The organism is Flavobacterium sp. SM2513, from assembly GCF_050908145.1.
Lineage (GTDB): Bacteria > Bacteroidota > Bacteroidia > Flavobacteriales > Flavobacteriaceae > Flavobacterium.
Genome location: NZ_CP194228.1, coordinates 1,101,682 through 1,114,402 on the forward strand (window position 1 = coordinate 1,101,682; position 12,721 = coordinate 1,114,402).

A 12,721-nucleotide genomic window follows, 5' to 3' on the forward strand; every position below is an offset into this window, starting at 1 on the left:
CGCAATAAAAAAAATATTTTATTGCGATTTCAAACTCTACTATTTTAATTTCTTGATTTGATACAAATCATGTCGTCTGTCTTTCAAAATACGAACACTTCCATGTTCGTGCAATTTTTTAAGTAAATCCAAATCGACGTCCACAATCAAGGTCATTTCTGTGTTTGGAGTGGCTTCGGCTTTAACGCCGTTACTTGGAAATGCAAAATCTGAAGGCGTGAAAACCGCCGCTTGAGCATACTGAATATCCATGTTATTTACTTTTGGTAAATTACCCACACAACCTGCAATGGCTACATAACACTCATTTTCAATGGCACGGGCTTGAGCACAAAGCTTCACACGGGTATAACCATTTTGTGTGTCGGTTAAGAAGGGCACGAATAAAATGTCCATTCCCTCATCCGACATCAAGCGAGAAAGTTCTGGAAATTCAACATCATAGCAAATCATGATTCCAATTTTTCCACAGTCGGTATCGAAGGTTTTAATTTGAGAACCACCCTTCATACCCCAATATTGTACTTCATTTGGCGTGATGTGAATTTTGGTATACATTTCATACGTTCCGTCGCGTTTACACAAAAAACCTACATTATACAGATTTCCATCTTCCATGTATGGCATACTTCCCGTAATGATATTGATGTTGTAAGAAATAGCAAATTCAGAAAATTTCTTTTGAATCGGGTCGCAATATCGTGCAAGTTCACGAATGGCATCAGCTTCCGAAAGATGATTATAATCTGCCATCAAAGGAGCGATGAACAATTCAGGGAACAACACAAAATCACTTCCGTAACCGGAAACGACGTCAATAAAAAATTCTGATTGTTCGAACAACGCTTCTAAATTTGCCAAAGCACGCATTTGCCATTGTACCAAACCCAAACGAATTACAGGTTTTCTGGCGTTAATTAATTTCGGGCTTTTATCGTAATAGATATTATTCCATTCTAATAAAACGGCGTAATCTTTGGAGCTTGTGTCGCCTTCCAGATAATTTTTCATCACTTTAATCACGTGAAAATCATTACTCAATTGAAAGGATAAAACCGGGTCGTAAATTTCTTTTAATTTTACTTTGTCAATGTATTGTTTCGGAGTTAGCTCATCACTGTTTACAGTATAATTAGGAATTCGTCCCGCAAAAACAATGGATTTCAAATTTAATTGTTCACACAATTCTTTTCTAGCGTCATACAAACGGCGTCCCAATCGAATTCCACGGTATTCGGGGTCGATAAAAACATCAATTCCGTACAATACTTCACCAGTAACATCATGTGTGGAAAAGGTATAATTTCCCGTAATTTGTTCGTACGTATGATTTGTGTTGGCCACTTTATCCGTTACAATTAATGACAACGCGGAACCTACCACTTTATCATCTACTAAAATCACCAATTGCCCTTCGGGAAATAAGGTCAATAAATTTCTAATTTCTTTTTCTTTCCAGTGGGCTCCATTGATTTCGCTATACGCTTTTATCATTGAATTACGAAGCTCATCATAGTCTTCCAGTCTCAAATTACGAAGCTCAACTTTATTAATTTCTGATTGCATTATTTTTTTTGCTAAAGATACAAAAAAGCCGTTTTCAAATGGATAGTTATAAAAAAATCTATTTCTCTTTCAAATAAATGAATCGTGGTTAAAGTTGTAAATCATCTTTTGTTTTATCTGTAATTAAAATTGGAAATTTTATAAGTGTTTGCCAATCCTTTTCTCTAAATTTAGCTTTCCTAAAAAAGAGTCAATGACATTAGAAATTGGAATTGTTACTGGAATTCTAATCGTAGCTTTTGGCTTATTCGTAAGTGAAAAATTTACGGTAGATAAAACGTCCTTTTTTATCCTCATCAGTTTGTTAATTTTTGGAATTGTAACTCCCGAACAATCCGTTTCAGGTTTTTCAGATAATTCAGTATTGACCATTTTATGTTTGATGATTATTGCCATAGGATTAGAAAAAAACGGCGTTGTTTCTTGGATGGCGACTAAAATTGTCCCGATGGCTAATTGGCCCTTTTGGGTTTTCCTACCGTTATTGATGCTTTTTGTTGGACTTTTTTCTTCGTTTATTGCGACAACAGCCGTCGTTATTATTTTTATCAAACTGTTTAATGAATTAGAGAAACAAGGAAAAATTGACAAATCAAAAGTTTTATTACCGGTTTCATTTGCTGGAATTTTAGGTGGAAGTTGTACTTTGATGGGAACGAGTACCAATCTTATTGTGTCGGGAATTTCTCAGAAAAGTGGTGTTGGTAAATTTTCTTTCTTTGAATTTTCATTAGCGGGAATTATTTTCCTGTTGATTTCCATTCCGATAATTTATTTTTTAAGTAAGAAAATTTTACCCAAAAAAGTGGTGGAAGATGAAGCAGAAATTTCGCATAAATATGGATATATCACTTCCGTTCGAATTAATGAAGGATCAATTTTAATTGGTAAAGAAGTTAAGGATACTGAAATTTGGGGTGAAAATGATATTGAATTAATTAAAATTCAACGGGGACCAAAATATTTAAAATCAGCTTTAAAGACTGAAGTGTTGCTAGAGAATGACATTTTGTGGCTTGATTTAACCATTGAAGATTTAACCGCGAAAACGGAAAGTTTAGGCTTAAATATTTTAGGTGTTGACCAAAATAAATTAGATCAAATTTATTCAAATGAGTTTCATGAAGTAATTGTGTTGCCTAATTCCAGGTTTATCAACATGTCCATTCGAGAATTTGACGAGCACTTGCCCGAAAATGTTTTTGTTAAAGGAATCAATAGTGAGAAGAAGCACAAAAGAGTATCAGGAATTTTCTCGCAGTTTTTCAGCAAAAAATTTCTTACACCAGGAAATCGTGTGTTGTTAACTGGAAATTTAACCGAGATTCAGAAGTTGGCAAAAAACAATGAATTACTATTTTCGAATACAGTAATCACCATGCCGAACATTCCGAGATACAAAAAAGTCATTTCGTTATTGGCTATTTTATTGGTTATTGTGTTGTCGGCTTCTAATACGTTTTCGATTCTAAAAAGTGCGCTAATTGGTGTAGCTTTAATTTTGTTTTCGGGATGTATACAGTTGAAAGATGCGTATGCAGGAATTAATTGGCAAGTAATTTTTCTATTGGCAGGAATGATCCCGCTAGGAATTGCCATGCAAAACACGGGAACAGATGTCTTTATTGCCGACCATTTGTATAGCGTTTTGAAATCTGTTCCAACCCCAGTGATTATTTCCATTGTGTTTGCCTTTACGATGCTGATGAGTGGTTTTATTAGTAACAATGCCACTGCAATTGTTTTTGCACCAATTGTAATTGCGGTTGCCGTGAAAATGGATTTAAACCCAAAACCGCTTTTATATGCCGTGATGTTTGGGGCAAATTTTAGTTTCTATACGCCAATGGGTTATCAAACTAACGCCATTATTTACGGAATGGGCATTTATAAATTCAAACACTTTTTTATAATTGGTGGAATTTTGTCGTTGGTGTTGTTGATTGTGGCGAGTGTTTTGTTGCCGTTGTTGTATTCTTAACAGGCGTAAAATCTTGATTATTTAATATGTGATAAATAAAATATAAAAGTACTGTTAAAGACTAATTTTTAATAATTGTTTTTTTGAACCTTTTCTTCCCAGAAAAATAATAGTATTGTTCATTTTTATTCCGTTTGCAACCATAAATGGAACCTCGTTATCATAATCATTCAATATTTTTTGAAAATCAAAAGTACCCGATTCGCTGACACAAACGACATATAAATCTGATTTTTTTATCTTTTTATCTACAAATTCAATACGATTGTTATCCAGGTTTTTTATTTTTTCACTTGCATTTAAAAAGAAATAATTTTTATTATTTACAAGTAAGGAAGTGTAAGATGTGTAAGGGATTTTATCCAAAAATTCTGTTTGTGATTTATTTATATTTCTTGACCATAATAAATTTCCATTTTCATTTAATTTTACGCTAACAATGTCGTCAAAATTATATTTAATATCTGTTCCGCCATTAAAATTTGATTTAGAACCAGTATATGTTGTAGTATTATATCCACCATTATATTGTCTTTCGATATATACCTCTTCTGCATTAAAAATAAGTGCATCATTTTCTAAAACTAATACTTCCTTCACTGTAATATTTTTAAGTTCTTTAGGCTTTTTATCACCATATTTATCAATAAGAAATTGATTACTAAAAGGGTTTGTTTTTTTTATAAGTAAATCAAGATTCTCAGGATTAAATTGAAAGTACGAAACACCTTTAAATCTATTGTCATTTTTATCTGAATAAAAACCTATCAAAATTATCTTATCAGCTAAGACAACCGTTTTTAATGTTTCAATAAAATGATTTTCCATATCAATAACTTTTGATTTTTCACCATTTTTAGTCAAACTAATAATTTCAAATTCATATTTCCCTCCTTCATCTTTTGCTTTACTTCCATCTGTATAAACTTTTGCCGTCGTGTAGACGGTAGTTCCATCGTTCGAAAGTTCAATATTGTGAAGCTCAAATTTATCATCGTTGATTTCTTTTTTATAGACCTTATCAAAATTTAAATTCATTTTATTGTCAAAAACAAAGAACTTAATCGTCTCTGCTTTTTCAGAATAAAAATCTATGGCAATCACAAAAGCGGATTTATCTTTATTAAGACTCATTTTTATTGCCGATGATTTATGCGTATTTTCATAAGGACTATACGCATTAAGCCTAAATTCAGGGCTTAAGGCAAATAAGCCTAATTTTTTTAGCTCCTCTCTCGGAATTCTAAATAGTTCCTTTTTTGAAGATTTAAAGTCATTAAAATTTACCGTTGTCAATGAGCAAATAATTGCTTTTTCCTTTAGGTCAAATAGTATATCAGCAATGTAAACCTCATTTTCAATGAAGAAATATCCTAAAGCAGTACTGTTTTTTTGATAAACGGGAAATTTAGTTTCCAACTGAAAGTCTTTTACTAGCTTTAAATTGGAATCATAATGCTCGAAATAATAGCCATAATTTGGCGATATTGTATTGCCAATATACGAACGAAGTATAAAAAAACCGCCCTTACCATCATCCTTAGAAACCAATATTTCAGTCTCTCTAAATTCATCTTTAAAAAGTTCGCTTTTCTCAACCTTAACATCGCTAACTTGCCCAGAACTTAATAGGGACATAAGAGAAACTGAAAACAATAAAAATGATTTAATCATAATTTAATTTTAAAAATAAAATATTTGGCAGGTTTCTAATTCTGTTTTAAATTAGTTTGAGATCGAAATTAAAGAAAAATTAATTTACTCTCTCTAATTATGCAATGAATTTTTAACAAATAATATAAAATTTATCACTTTCTCTATTGATTTTTAATTTGCTTAAAGTCAATGTTTTATTTTTTTAAATTCCAATTACAAACGCTTACAAATATTTACAACCGATAGTAAGTGTTTTACAACCGAATAATATCTAACCCGTATCGCAACTTTGTACCGTTGATTACAAACAACAAACCTTTTTTTAATCATTTAAATTTATATGCCATGAGTACATTAAGAAACAGAGTACAGTTAATCGGAAGAGTAGGGAATGACCCAGAAGTAAAATCTTTCGACGGAGGAAAAAAATTAGCAACCCTTAGTATCGCTACAAGCGAATCTTACAAAAATGAGAAAGGCGAACGTGTCGACCAAACCGAATGGCACAGAGTAGTAGTCTGGGGAAAAACAGCAGAATTCATCGAGCAATTTGTAACCAAAGGTCGGGAAATAGCTATTGACGGGAAATTAACCCACAGAAGCTACGACGACAAAGACGGTACAAAACGCTTCATGACAGAAGTAGTTGCTAACGATGTTCAATTACTAGGAAGTAAATAAGTACATGAAAGTGCGTCATTTTGAAATTCGGTTGGTTGACTGTCAACTGGCCGAAGATCAAAATCAATTGAATTCTTTTTTGGAGTCCGTTGATTTTGTAAAATCCGATTGTCATTTTGTGGATTCCGAAAATAGTTATTGGTCGGTTATAGTTCATTATAACGAGAAAACTACAATTTCTAAAACTCAAAATACGGTCGAAGAAAGAAATGAAGTTGTAATTCAAAATTTGAATACCCAACAGCAAACAGTTTATGAAGCATTGAAAACTTGGAGGGCTAGTAAAGCTAAAGATTTGAAAATTCCTACATATTTAATTTGTCATAATTCAGAATTACTGAAAGCCATTGTCAGAGAAGCAAAAACGTCCACGGACTTACTAGTTTAGCCCCTTAATAGTTCGGAGTGTTATTTTAAATTTCAAAATTATATATTTGAGATATGAAATACAAGAAATGGACTTTAGCTCAGAAGCTAGAAATACTAGCAGCTTCAGAAGATAGTGGTATTATAGAAGCATGCCGTAAGTTTGGCGTGAGTACCGCAAGTTTATATAACTGGAAGAAGAAGTATGAGCACAAAGGCGAGGCTGGCTTAAAAGTCACCTATGACACTAAAAGCAAAGAGCTTAAAGAGGCAGAAGAGGAAAATCGTATTCTACGCAAGCTACTAAGCAATAAAGAAATAGAATTAGAGGTACAAAGGGAGCTTTTAAAAAAAAAGTTTGGGACATCCGATCCAAGAAAGATTTAGTGAACTATATTTTTCAAAAGCATAAGTGTAGCAAGGCTAAAATAATAAAGATGGTTGGTATGGTTACTAGTAGCTACTATAGAAAACCTAGTTTTGGTAAGAAGGGCAATCATCCTACGGAAGTAACGTTCCATCAAAACAGTGGTTTTGTTAGTCAATCAGATGTTGTTAAGTCTATTAAAGATATTTTAAAACATGAATTTATAGACTGTGGTTATCGGTTGATGACCAAATATCTAAATAGAGATGGCTACCTAATAAATCATAAAAAACTGTACCGAATTATGAAGGAGGAAGGTCTTTTAAAGCTTGAGAATAGAATTAATAGAAGTGGTGCTGGACGCAAGTTTGTGAAATTTAGGAAGGTTTATACTTCCAGACCCTTCCAATGCTTAGAAATGGATATTAAAATGGTGTGGGTGCCAAATGTGGGTAAAAATGCTTATTTGTTATCTGTAATTGATGTTCATACACGACGAATTTTAAAGGATTATTTTTCTTTCAATATAAAGCAAAAACACGTTATAGAACTACTATCTCTACTTTTTGACGAATATAACTACCCTGAAAGCGTAGTTATTAGGAGTGATAATGGAAGTCAATTTATAGCTAAAAGTGTCCGTGAGTATTTAGGATTAATAGGAGTTCAACAAGAATTTACACATGTCGCAACACCAGAAGAAAATGCTCATATAGAAGCTTATCATGGAATCTTGAAGAAGGAAGTATTTTCACGGTTCGACTATCGAAATTTTGGAGAGATTCAGCAGATATTGAAACGATTTGTGTCTTTTTATAACAATGAACGACTTCATGGTCTCCTAGGAAGAATTACTCCTATGCAGAAATGGAACTCGGATAAACATCTAATAGTAATGAAAAAATTAACCGCTTAATTAAAAAACCGAAATTTAGAATAGTACTCTTGTTTTATAGGGGTCAAAACACTTACGATGTATCAAAGGTTTTGGAGAATTGAAAGTAGAAAAATATGGAAATGAAATTCTTACAATTTTAAATACTAAATGAATCTACAGAGAAAACCACTTGACATCAAGTGGTTTTCTTTTTTTTTAAGGATGCGATGTTTTGCTCAATCGCATTCAAGCGGTTTTCGAGAATAATTTCTTTGGTATTTATGCCAAATTGAAAAACATGCTCAATTTTCCAGACATATTTTAACTCATCTCTTGTAACTATAATATCGGCAACTCCATGATGATCTGCTTTTAATAGACAGGTGTTTTCGTCAAGATGTAGTTTTCTAAAAACCAACTCGTCATCCACAATTGCAATCACTAAACATTTGTCTGCGATTGCAGCTATTTCGCAAGCAATACCAATCACAATATCTTTCGGGAAAAACTCACGTAAGTCACCTGTCATTGAAAGATCATCTACAGAAAAGGCAATTCTATTAACTGTTTCCACAAAAGGCAAACGAATTTGGGCAGTACGTGAAAAGTCAAATTTGCTGTCGTAATTTTTAGCAAACAAAATTTTATCTTTTGGCAGAATACATGGTATTCCTACAAAATCGATATCTTTATGCGAATCACTCTCTGTTGTAATGCTTTCGTTAAACTTCAAAAGCCGGTTTACTGTTAGTTCTTTTATGAGCAACTCTTCAATACCGATGCTAAAATTATTAGCAATTTTGATTACGGTTTCCAACTTGGGGTTACTTCTTCCTTCTTCGTAAGCACCTAGTGTTCCTCGCTTTAAGTCAAACAAATCTGCAAAATCTTGTTGACTCAACCCGTGAATACTCCGTATCTTTTTTAAATTCTTACCAAACATTAGTAGCATTTTGCTAATTTTATTTGCATTGTTAAAATTATTCCGTACATTTGTACTAATACATTTAGCAAATGTAAGAAATTATGCTAACGATATGAGTTTATAGGTAAATTATTTTGCGTTTGAGGTGTGAAATAATGCAAGTTTAATTTGTTAGTGTTTTCTAAATAAACGATTTTTATAAAAATATTATTTGGTGATTTATGAAAGAGTATTACACTACGGTCAAAAGCTATTTGCAAAATTTACAAGTGGAAATTCAGCACGAAAATCAAAAGGATGGAATTTTTATTGTCAGTAATGAGTCGGAAGGGATTTTTAATCTTATTATTTGTGTCGCTTACCCGATTGTGATTTTTGAACAATTCATTTTTGAAATCAAAGAAGAGGGACATCAAGTGTATAAATCGCTTTTACAAAAAAACCGCGACATCATTCACGGAGCATTTGTCCTCGATGATACTGGTAAAAAAGTTATTTTTAGAGATTCGTTACAAATCGAGAATTTAGATCAAAATGAATTTGGTGCTACCTTAAACTCGTTAAGTGTATTGTTAAGTGAATATTCAGAACAAATTATTAATTTTTCAAAAAACAGATAATTATGAAATTTTTAAAGCGATTATTTAAAATAGGCCAAGCGGAAGTGCATTCAGCGATAGACGGAATTGAGGACCCAATCAAAATGACCGAACAAGGGATTCGAGACATGAAACAAGACTTGGACAAAAGTCTGGAAGCTTTGGCACAAGTAAAAGCCATGAGTATTCGGTCAAAAAACGAAGTAGAAGAATACGGCGCTAAAAGTGAGGACTACAACGAGAAAGCCATGCTGATTTTGAAAAAAGCACAATCAGGCGGAATGGAGTCTCAGGAAGCCGACCGATTGGCAACCGAAGCGTTGATTAAAAAAGAAGAAGCATTTGCAGGACAAAACAGAGCCATTGCCGATAAAGAGAAGTTTGACCAAAACGTTTTGCAAATGGAAGGCAATGTGCAAACCATTAAGCAAAATATTTCCAAGTGGGAAAATGAATTGAAAATTTTGCGTTCAAGAGTAAAAGTGGCAGATGCTACAAAAACGTTGAACAAGCAAATGGCACAATTGGACAGCAACGGCACAGTTGCTCTTTTGGAAAGAATGAAAGAAAAAGTGGCTCAAGAAGAAGCTTTGGCAGAGGCTTATGGCGAAATTGCAAATAATTCAAAATCCGTAGATGACGAAATTGATAAAGCCATCAATATCAAGCAAACCAAGGCAACAAGTGAACTAGAAAAATTAAAAGAACAATTAGGAATAAGTGATTCAAACAGTCAAAACTAAGAAATGAAAGAGCTGATAGAAATATCGTTTTCACCAGTCAATGCCTTTTTTAGCATCATGTCTATTGTTATGCTGTTGTATTGGATAATGGTTATCATTGCCGGACTTGACCCAGATTTACTGAGTATCGATTTCGATTCGGCTGATTTGGATACCGATTTAGACAGTCATTCGCATGATTTACCAGACCGAACAGGGGTAGATTCAAGTTCAGATGGAAATCCATTTATGAAAACATTGGAATTCTTCAATTTTGATGAATTACCGCTAATGTTTATTCTAACCATTATATTCTTTACAATGTGGTTTTTAGGAATCAATGTGACGTATTATTTAGGAATAGAAAATACATTAATTGGCTTTTTAATATTGATTCCCAATTTCATAGTGAGTCTTTTTATTGTCAAAATATTCAGTAAACCACTATCTTATCTGTACAAACAAGTCAATCATAAAGGCGAACCCGAAATAGATTTTCTGGGCAGAAGATGTGTTGTTTTTGCAACTTTAGAACAAAATAAAACAGGGCAAATTCAACTAACGGTTAATGGAGACCCCATTCGTTTATCGGCGAAAAGCAATACAGAAGAAATACTTCTTGCAGGACAAGAGGCTGTTATCGTTGGCGAGAGCGAAGACAAAAAATATTATCTCGTCGAAAAATTTGATTATTAAATTTCAAACAATTTAAAAATGATTGCGATTTTAATTCAACTTATGGATTTGCTAATGCAGTTGTTAGCACTGATTTTAAACTATTTTTTATAACCAATACCCACTTACTAAAAACACCAAAAACATGTTAGGAGATTCTTTACTTATTACAATGATTGCTATAATTATAGTAATTATCGGACTTCTTGTCTGGATTATTTCAATGTACAAAAAAATAATTCAGGGAAAAGTGATTGTTCGAACAGGAGCTGGAGGCACAAAAGTGTTTTACAACGCCGGACTTGTCGTACCCGTTTTGCACAAAATGGAAATCATGGATATTTCCGTAAAAAAGTTGGATGTAGAACGAACTGGCGTAAACGGTTTGATTTGTAAAGACAACATTCGAGCAGATATCAAGGTTACGTTTTTCATCAAAATCAATAAGTCAACTGCTGATATTATCAATGTAGCACAAACCATCGGTTGCGAAAGAGCTTCGGAAGTAGAAGTATTGCGAACTTTATTTGATGCTAAATTTTCAGAAGCGTTAAAAACTGTTGGTAAAAAGTTTGATTTCATCGAATTATACGAAGCTAGAAGTGAGTTTCGTGCCGAAATTATTGCCATCATCGGGACGGATTTAAACGGATACATTCTGGATGATTGTGCCATAGACGATTTAGAGCAAACCCCGTTAATTCATTTAAAAGCGGATAATATCTTAGATTCGGAAGGTATTAAAAAGATTACAGAATTGACCGCGGCTCAAAATATCAAATCAAATTTAATTCGTAGAGACGAAGAAAAAACGATTCGCAAGCAAGACGTTGAAGCAAGAGAAGCAATCTTGGCGTTAGACCGACAATTGGCTGAAAAAGAAGAACAACAGAAAAGAGAAATTGCCAACATCAAATCGCGTGAGGAAGCAGAAATCATGAAAGTTTCGGAAGAGGAACGCTTGAAATCAGAAACGGCTCGAATCAACACTACTGAAAAAGTAGCGGTTGCTGAAGAAAACAAAGACCGATTGGTAATTGTTGCGTTGAAAAACAAACAAAGAACCGAAGCTGTAGAAACCGAACGTGTGGAAAAAGACCGTGCTTTGGAACAAACGGAACGCGAAAGAGTGGTGACTTTGGCTCAAATTGAAAAGGAAAAAGCTGTTGAAATTGAACGCAAAAATATCCAGGACGTTATTCGAGATAGAGTAGTTTTGGAAAAAGGAGTGGTTCAAGAACAAGAGAACATGAAAGATATTGAGGCTTTCAAAACAGCAGACAGACAGAAGAAAGTCGCGGTTACATTGGCTGAAAAGGACAGTGAAGAACTTTATATCAAAAGAATTCGTGCAGCTGAAGCAGAAAAAGACGCGGCAAAACAAAAAGCAGAAGAAATTGGTATAGATGCCGAAGCACATTTAGTAGCGAGTGAAAAAGAAGCCCAAGCGCGTAAAATATTGGCGGAAGCCAAAGCAAAAGAAGACGCCACTTTTGGACTTTCGGAAGCACAAGTGATGCATGCAAAAGCAGATGCTAACGAACGTCAAGGAATTGTCGATGCGGTAATCGTTGAAAAAATGGCTATTGCAGAAGCAGCGGGAATGACTGCGAAAGCGGCTTCTTCTAGAGATTTCGGATTTGCTGAAGCAGAAGTAATTCGTGAGAAAGCATTAGCGGAAGCGACAGGAATTGAAGAAAAAGCAGAAGCAATGAAGAAATTAGACGGTGTTGGTAAAGAACACGAAGAATTCAAGTTGCGTTTGAACAAAGAATTGCAAGTGGATTTGGCACACATCAACATTCAGAAAGACATTGCAGATGCTCAAGCTAGCGTTATTGGCGAAGCATTGAAAGCAGCAAAAATTGATATTGTGGGTGGTGAAACAATGTTCTTTGACCAGATTGTAGGGCAAATTACAAGAGCCAAAGGTTTCGATAGATTGGTAAATCATTCTGAAAATATTACGGATATTAAAGACGCTATTTTAGGCGAAGGAACAATAGAGCAAGGAAATTTGCTAGAACGTGTGAAAGGCTTTGCCGATAAATACGGCATCTCTTCGGAAGATATTAAAAACCTAACTGTTTCGGGATTACTTCTGGAATTGCAACGAAGAAGCAACGACGAAAGCGAACAAGGTTTGTTTGCCAACTTGATGTCAATGGCTAAAAATTTCGGCTTGACCGACAAAAAATTAAGCTAAAACTGAACTAACTTATCCTGCAAGATTCTTATTTTCTTGCAGGAAATTTTAAAGTCTGGTGCCAAAACCCAGACTTCGTTTTATTAACCACCAGCTACAT

12 protein-coding genes and 1 pseudogene are annotated in these 12,721 nt (G+C 33.8%); 10 read left to right on the forward strand and 3 right to left on the reverse strand.

The features are described from left to right. Positions 1-39: 39 nt before the first annotated feature. Positions 40-1,566, reverse strand: coding sequence for a GNAT family N-acetyltransferase (locus tag ACQ5J2_RS04450; protein ID WP_432672533.1), 1,527 nt, complete (start codon positions 1,564-1,566; stop codon positions 40-42). 193 nt (positions 1,567-1,759) lie between these two features. Between ACQ5J2_RS04450 and ACQ5J2_RS04455 the strand changes: the two genes are divergently transcribed. Next, positions 1,760-3,547, forward strand: coding sequence for an SLC13 family permease (locus ACQ5J2_RS04455; protein WP_432672534.1), 1,788 nt, complete (start codon positions 1,760-1,762; stop codon positions 3,545-3,547). A 54-nt stretch (positions 3,548-3,601) separates the two neighbouring features. Here ACQ5J2_RS04455 and ACQ5J2_RS04460 read toward each other — a convergent pair whose 3' ends face one another. Continuing rightward, the gene (locus tag ACQ5J2_RS04460; RefSeq protein WP_432672535.1) at positions 3,602-5,221 is read right to left on the reverse strand and encodes a hypothetical protein; all 1,620 of its coding nucleotides are present in this window, start codon (positions 5,219-5,221) and stop codon (positions 3,602-3,604) included. Positions 5,222-5,548: 327 nt separating this feature from the next. On the opposite strand from ACQ5J2_RS04460, the gene ACQ5J2_RS04465 reads away from it, so the two are divergent. From ACQ5J2_RS04465 to ACQ5J2_RS04485, 5 genes and pseudogenes are all read left to right on the forward strand, one after another. Next, positions 5,549-5,884, forward strand: a complete 336-nt coding sequence (locus ACQ5J2_RS04465; RefSeq protein WP_432672536.1) for a single-stranded DNA-binding protein — start codon at positions 5,549-5,551, stop codon at positions 5,882-5,884. Between the two features lie 4 nt (positions 5,885-5,888). Further along, positions 5,889-6,272, forward strand: coding sequence for an HRDC domain-containing protein (locus tag ACQ5J2_RS04470; protein ID WP_432672537.1), 384 nt, complete (start codon positions 5,889-5,891; stop codon positions 6,270-6,272). Positions 6,273-6,325: 53 nt separating this feature from the next. Then, positions 6,326-6,637 carry a transposase gene (locus tag ACQ5J2_RS04475; RefSeq protein WP_432670213.1) on the forward strand — a complete coding sequence of 104 codons (312 nt, stop codon included), beginning with the start codon at positions 6,326-6,328 and terminating at the stop codon, positions 6,635-6,637. 50 nt (positions 6,638-6,687) lie between these two features. Then, positions 6,688-7,533: an IS3 family transposase gene (locus ACQ5J2_RS04480; protein ID WP_432670212.1), complete on the forward strand. Its 846-nt coding sequence runs from the start codon at positions 6,688-6,690 to the stop codon at positions 7,531-7,533. 55 nt (positions 7,534-7,588) lie between these two features. Then, a pseudogene (locus tag ACQ5J2_RS04485) lies at positions 7,589-7,666 on the forward strand (hypothetical protein); the annotation flags it as partial. Positions 7,667-7,690: 24 nt separating this feature from the next. Here the strand turns inward: ACQ5J2_RS04485 and ACQ5J2_RS04490 are convergent. Further along, complete coding sequence (locus ACQ5J2_RS04490) at positions 7,691-8,437, reverse strand: helix-turn-helix domain-containing protein (RefSeq protein WP_432672538.1); 747 nt, start codon at positions 8,435-8,437, stop codon at positions 7,691-7,693. A 203-nt stretch (positions 8,438-8,640) separates the two neighbouring features. Here ACQ5J2_RS04490 and ACQ5J2_RS04495 point away from each other — a divergent pair, with 203 nt between their 5' ends. The 4 genes from ACQ5J2_RS04495 (at position 8,641) to ACQ5J2_RS04510 (ending at position 12,621) form a co-directional block, all read left to right on the forward strand. Then, positions 8,641-9,039: a molecular chaperone Tir gene (locus ACQ5J2_RS04495; RefSeq protein WP_432672539.1), complete on the forward strand. Its 399-nt coding sequence runs from the start codon at positions 8,641-8,643 to the stop codon at positions 9,037-9,039. A gap of 2 nt (positions 9,040-9,041) precedes the next feature. Beyond that, the gene (locus ACQ5J2_RS04500) at positions 9,042-9,761 is read left to right on the forward strand and encodes a PspA/IM30 family protein (RefSeq protein WP_432672540.1); all 720 of its coding nucleotides are present in this window, start codon (positions 9,042-9,044) and stop codon (positions 9,759-9,761) included. A gap of 3 nt (positions 9,762-9,764) precedes the next feature. Next, positions 9,765-10,436 carry a hypothetical protein gene (locus ACQ5J2_RS04505; RefSeq protein WP_432672541.1) on the forward strand — a complete coding sequence of 224 codons (672 nt, stop codon included), beginning with the start codon at positions 9,765-9,767 and terminating at the stop codon, positions 10,434-10,436. 151 nt (positions 10,437-10,587) lie between these two features. Beyond that, on the forward strand, positions 10,588-12,621 hold the full coding sequence (locus ACQ5J2_RS04510; protein WP_432673253.1) for a flotillin family protein: 2,034 nt from the start codon (positions 10,588-10,590) through the stop codon (positions 12,619-12,621). The last annotated feature ends 100 nt before the right edge of the window (positions 12,622-12,721 follow it).

Excerpts from the sequence above, each read along its gene's own strand:
- ACQ5J2_RS04450 (WP_432672533.1), bottom strand. The coding sequence starts at position 1,566 with ATGCAATCAGAAATTAATAAAGTTGAGCTTCGTAATTTGAGACTGGAA.
- ACQ5J2_RS04455 (WP_432672534.1), top strand. The coding sequence starts at position 1,760 with ATGACATTAGAAATTGGAATTGTTACTGGAATTCTAATCGTAGCTTTT.
- ACQ5J2_RS04460 (WP_432672535.1), bottom strand. The coding sequence starts at position 5,221 with ATGATTAAATCATTTTTATTGTTTTCAGTTTCTCTTATGTCCCTATTA.
- ACQ5J2_RS04465 (WP_432672536.1), top strand. The coding sequence starts at position 5,549 with ATGAGTACATTAAGAAACAGAGTACAGTTAATCGGAAGAGTAGGGAAT.
- ACQ5J2_RS04470 (WP_432672537.1), top strand. The coding sequence starts at position 5,889 with ATGAAAGTGCGTCATTTTGAAATTCGGTTGGTTGACTGTCAACTGGCC.
- ACQ5J2_RS04475 (WP_432670213.1), top strand. The coding sequence starts at position 6,326 with ATGAAATACAAGAAATGGACTTTAGCTCAGAAGCTAGAAATACTAGCA.
- ACQ5J2_RS04480 (WP_432670212.1), top strand. The coding sequence starts at position 6,688 with ATGGTTGGTATGGTTACTAGTAGCTACTATAGAAAACCTAGTTTTGGT.
- ACQ5J2_RS04490 (WP_432672538.1), bottom strand. The coding sequence starts at position 8,437 with ATGTTTGGTAAGAATTTAAAAAAGATACGGAGTATTCACGGGTTGAGT.
- ACQ5J2_RS04495 (WP_432672539.1), top strand. The coding sequence starts at position 8,641 with ATGAAAGAGTATTACACTACGGTCAAAAGCTATTTGCAAAATTTACAA.
- ACQ5J2_RS04500 (WP_432672540.1), top strand. The coding sequence starts at position 9,042 with ATGAAATTTTTAAAGCGATTATTTAAAATAGGCCAAGCGGAAGTGCAT.
- ACQ5J2_RS04505 (WP_432672541.1), top strand. The coding sequence starts at position 9,765 with ATGAAAGAGCTGATAGAAATATCGTTTTCACCAGTCAATGCCTTTTTT.
- ACQ5J2_RS04510 (WP_432673253.1), top strand. The coding sequence starts at position 10,588 with ATGATTGCTATAATTATAGTAATTATCGGACTTCTTGTCTGGATTATT.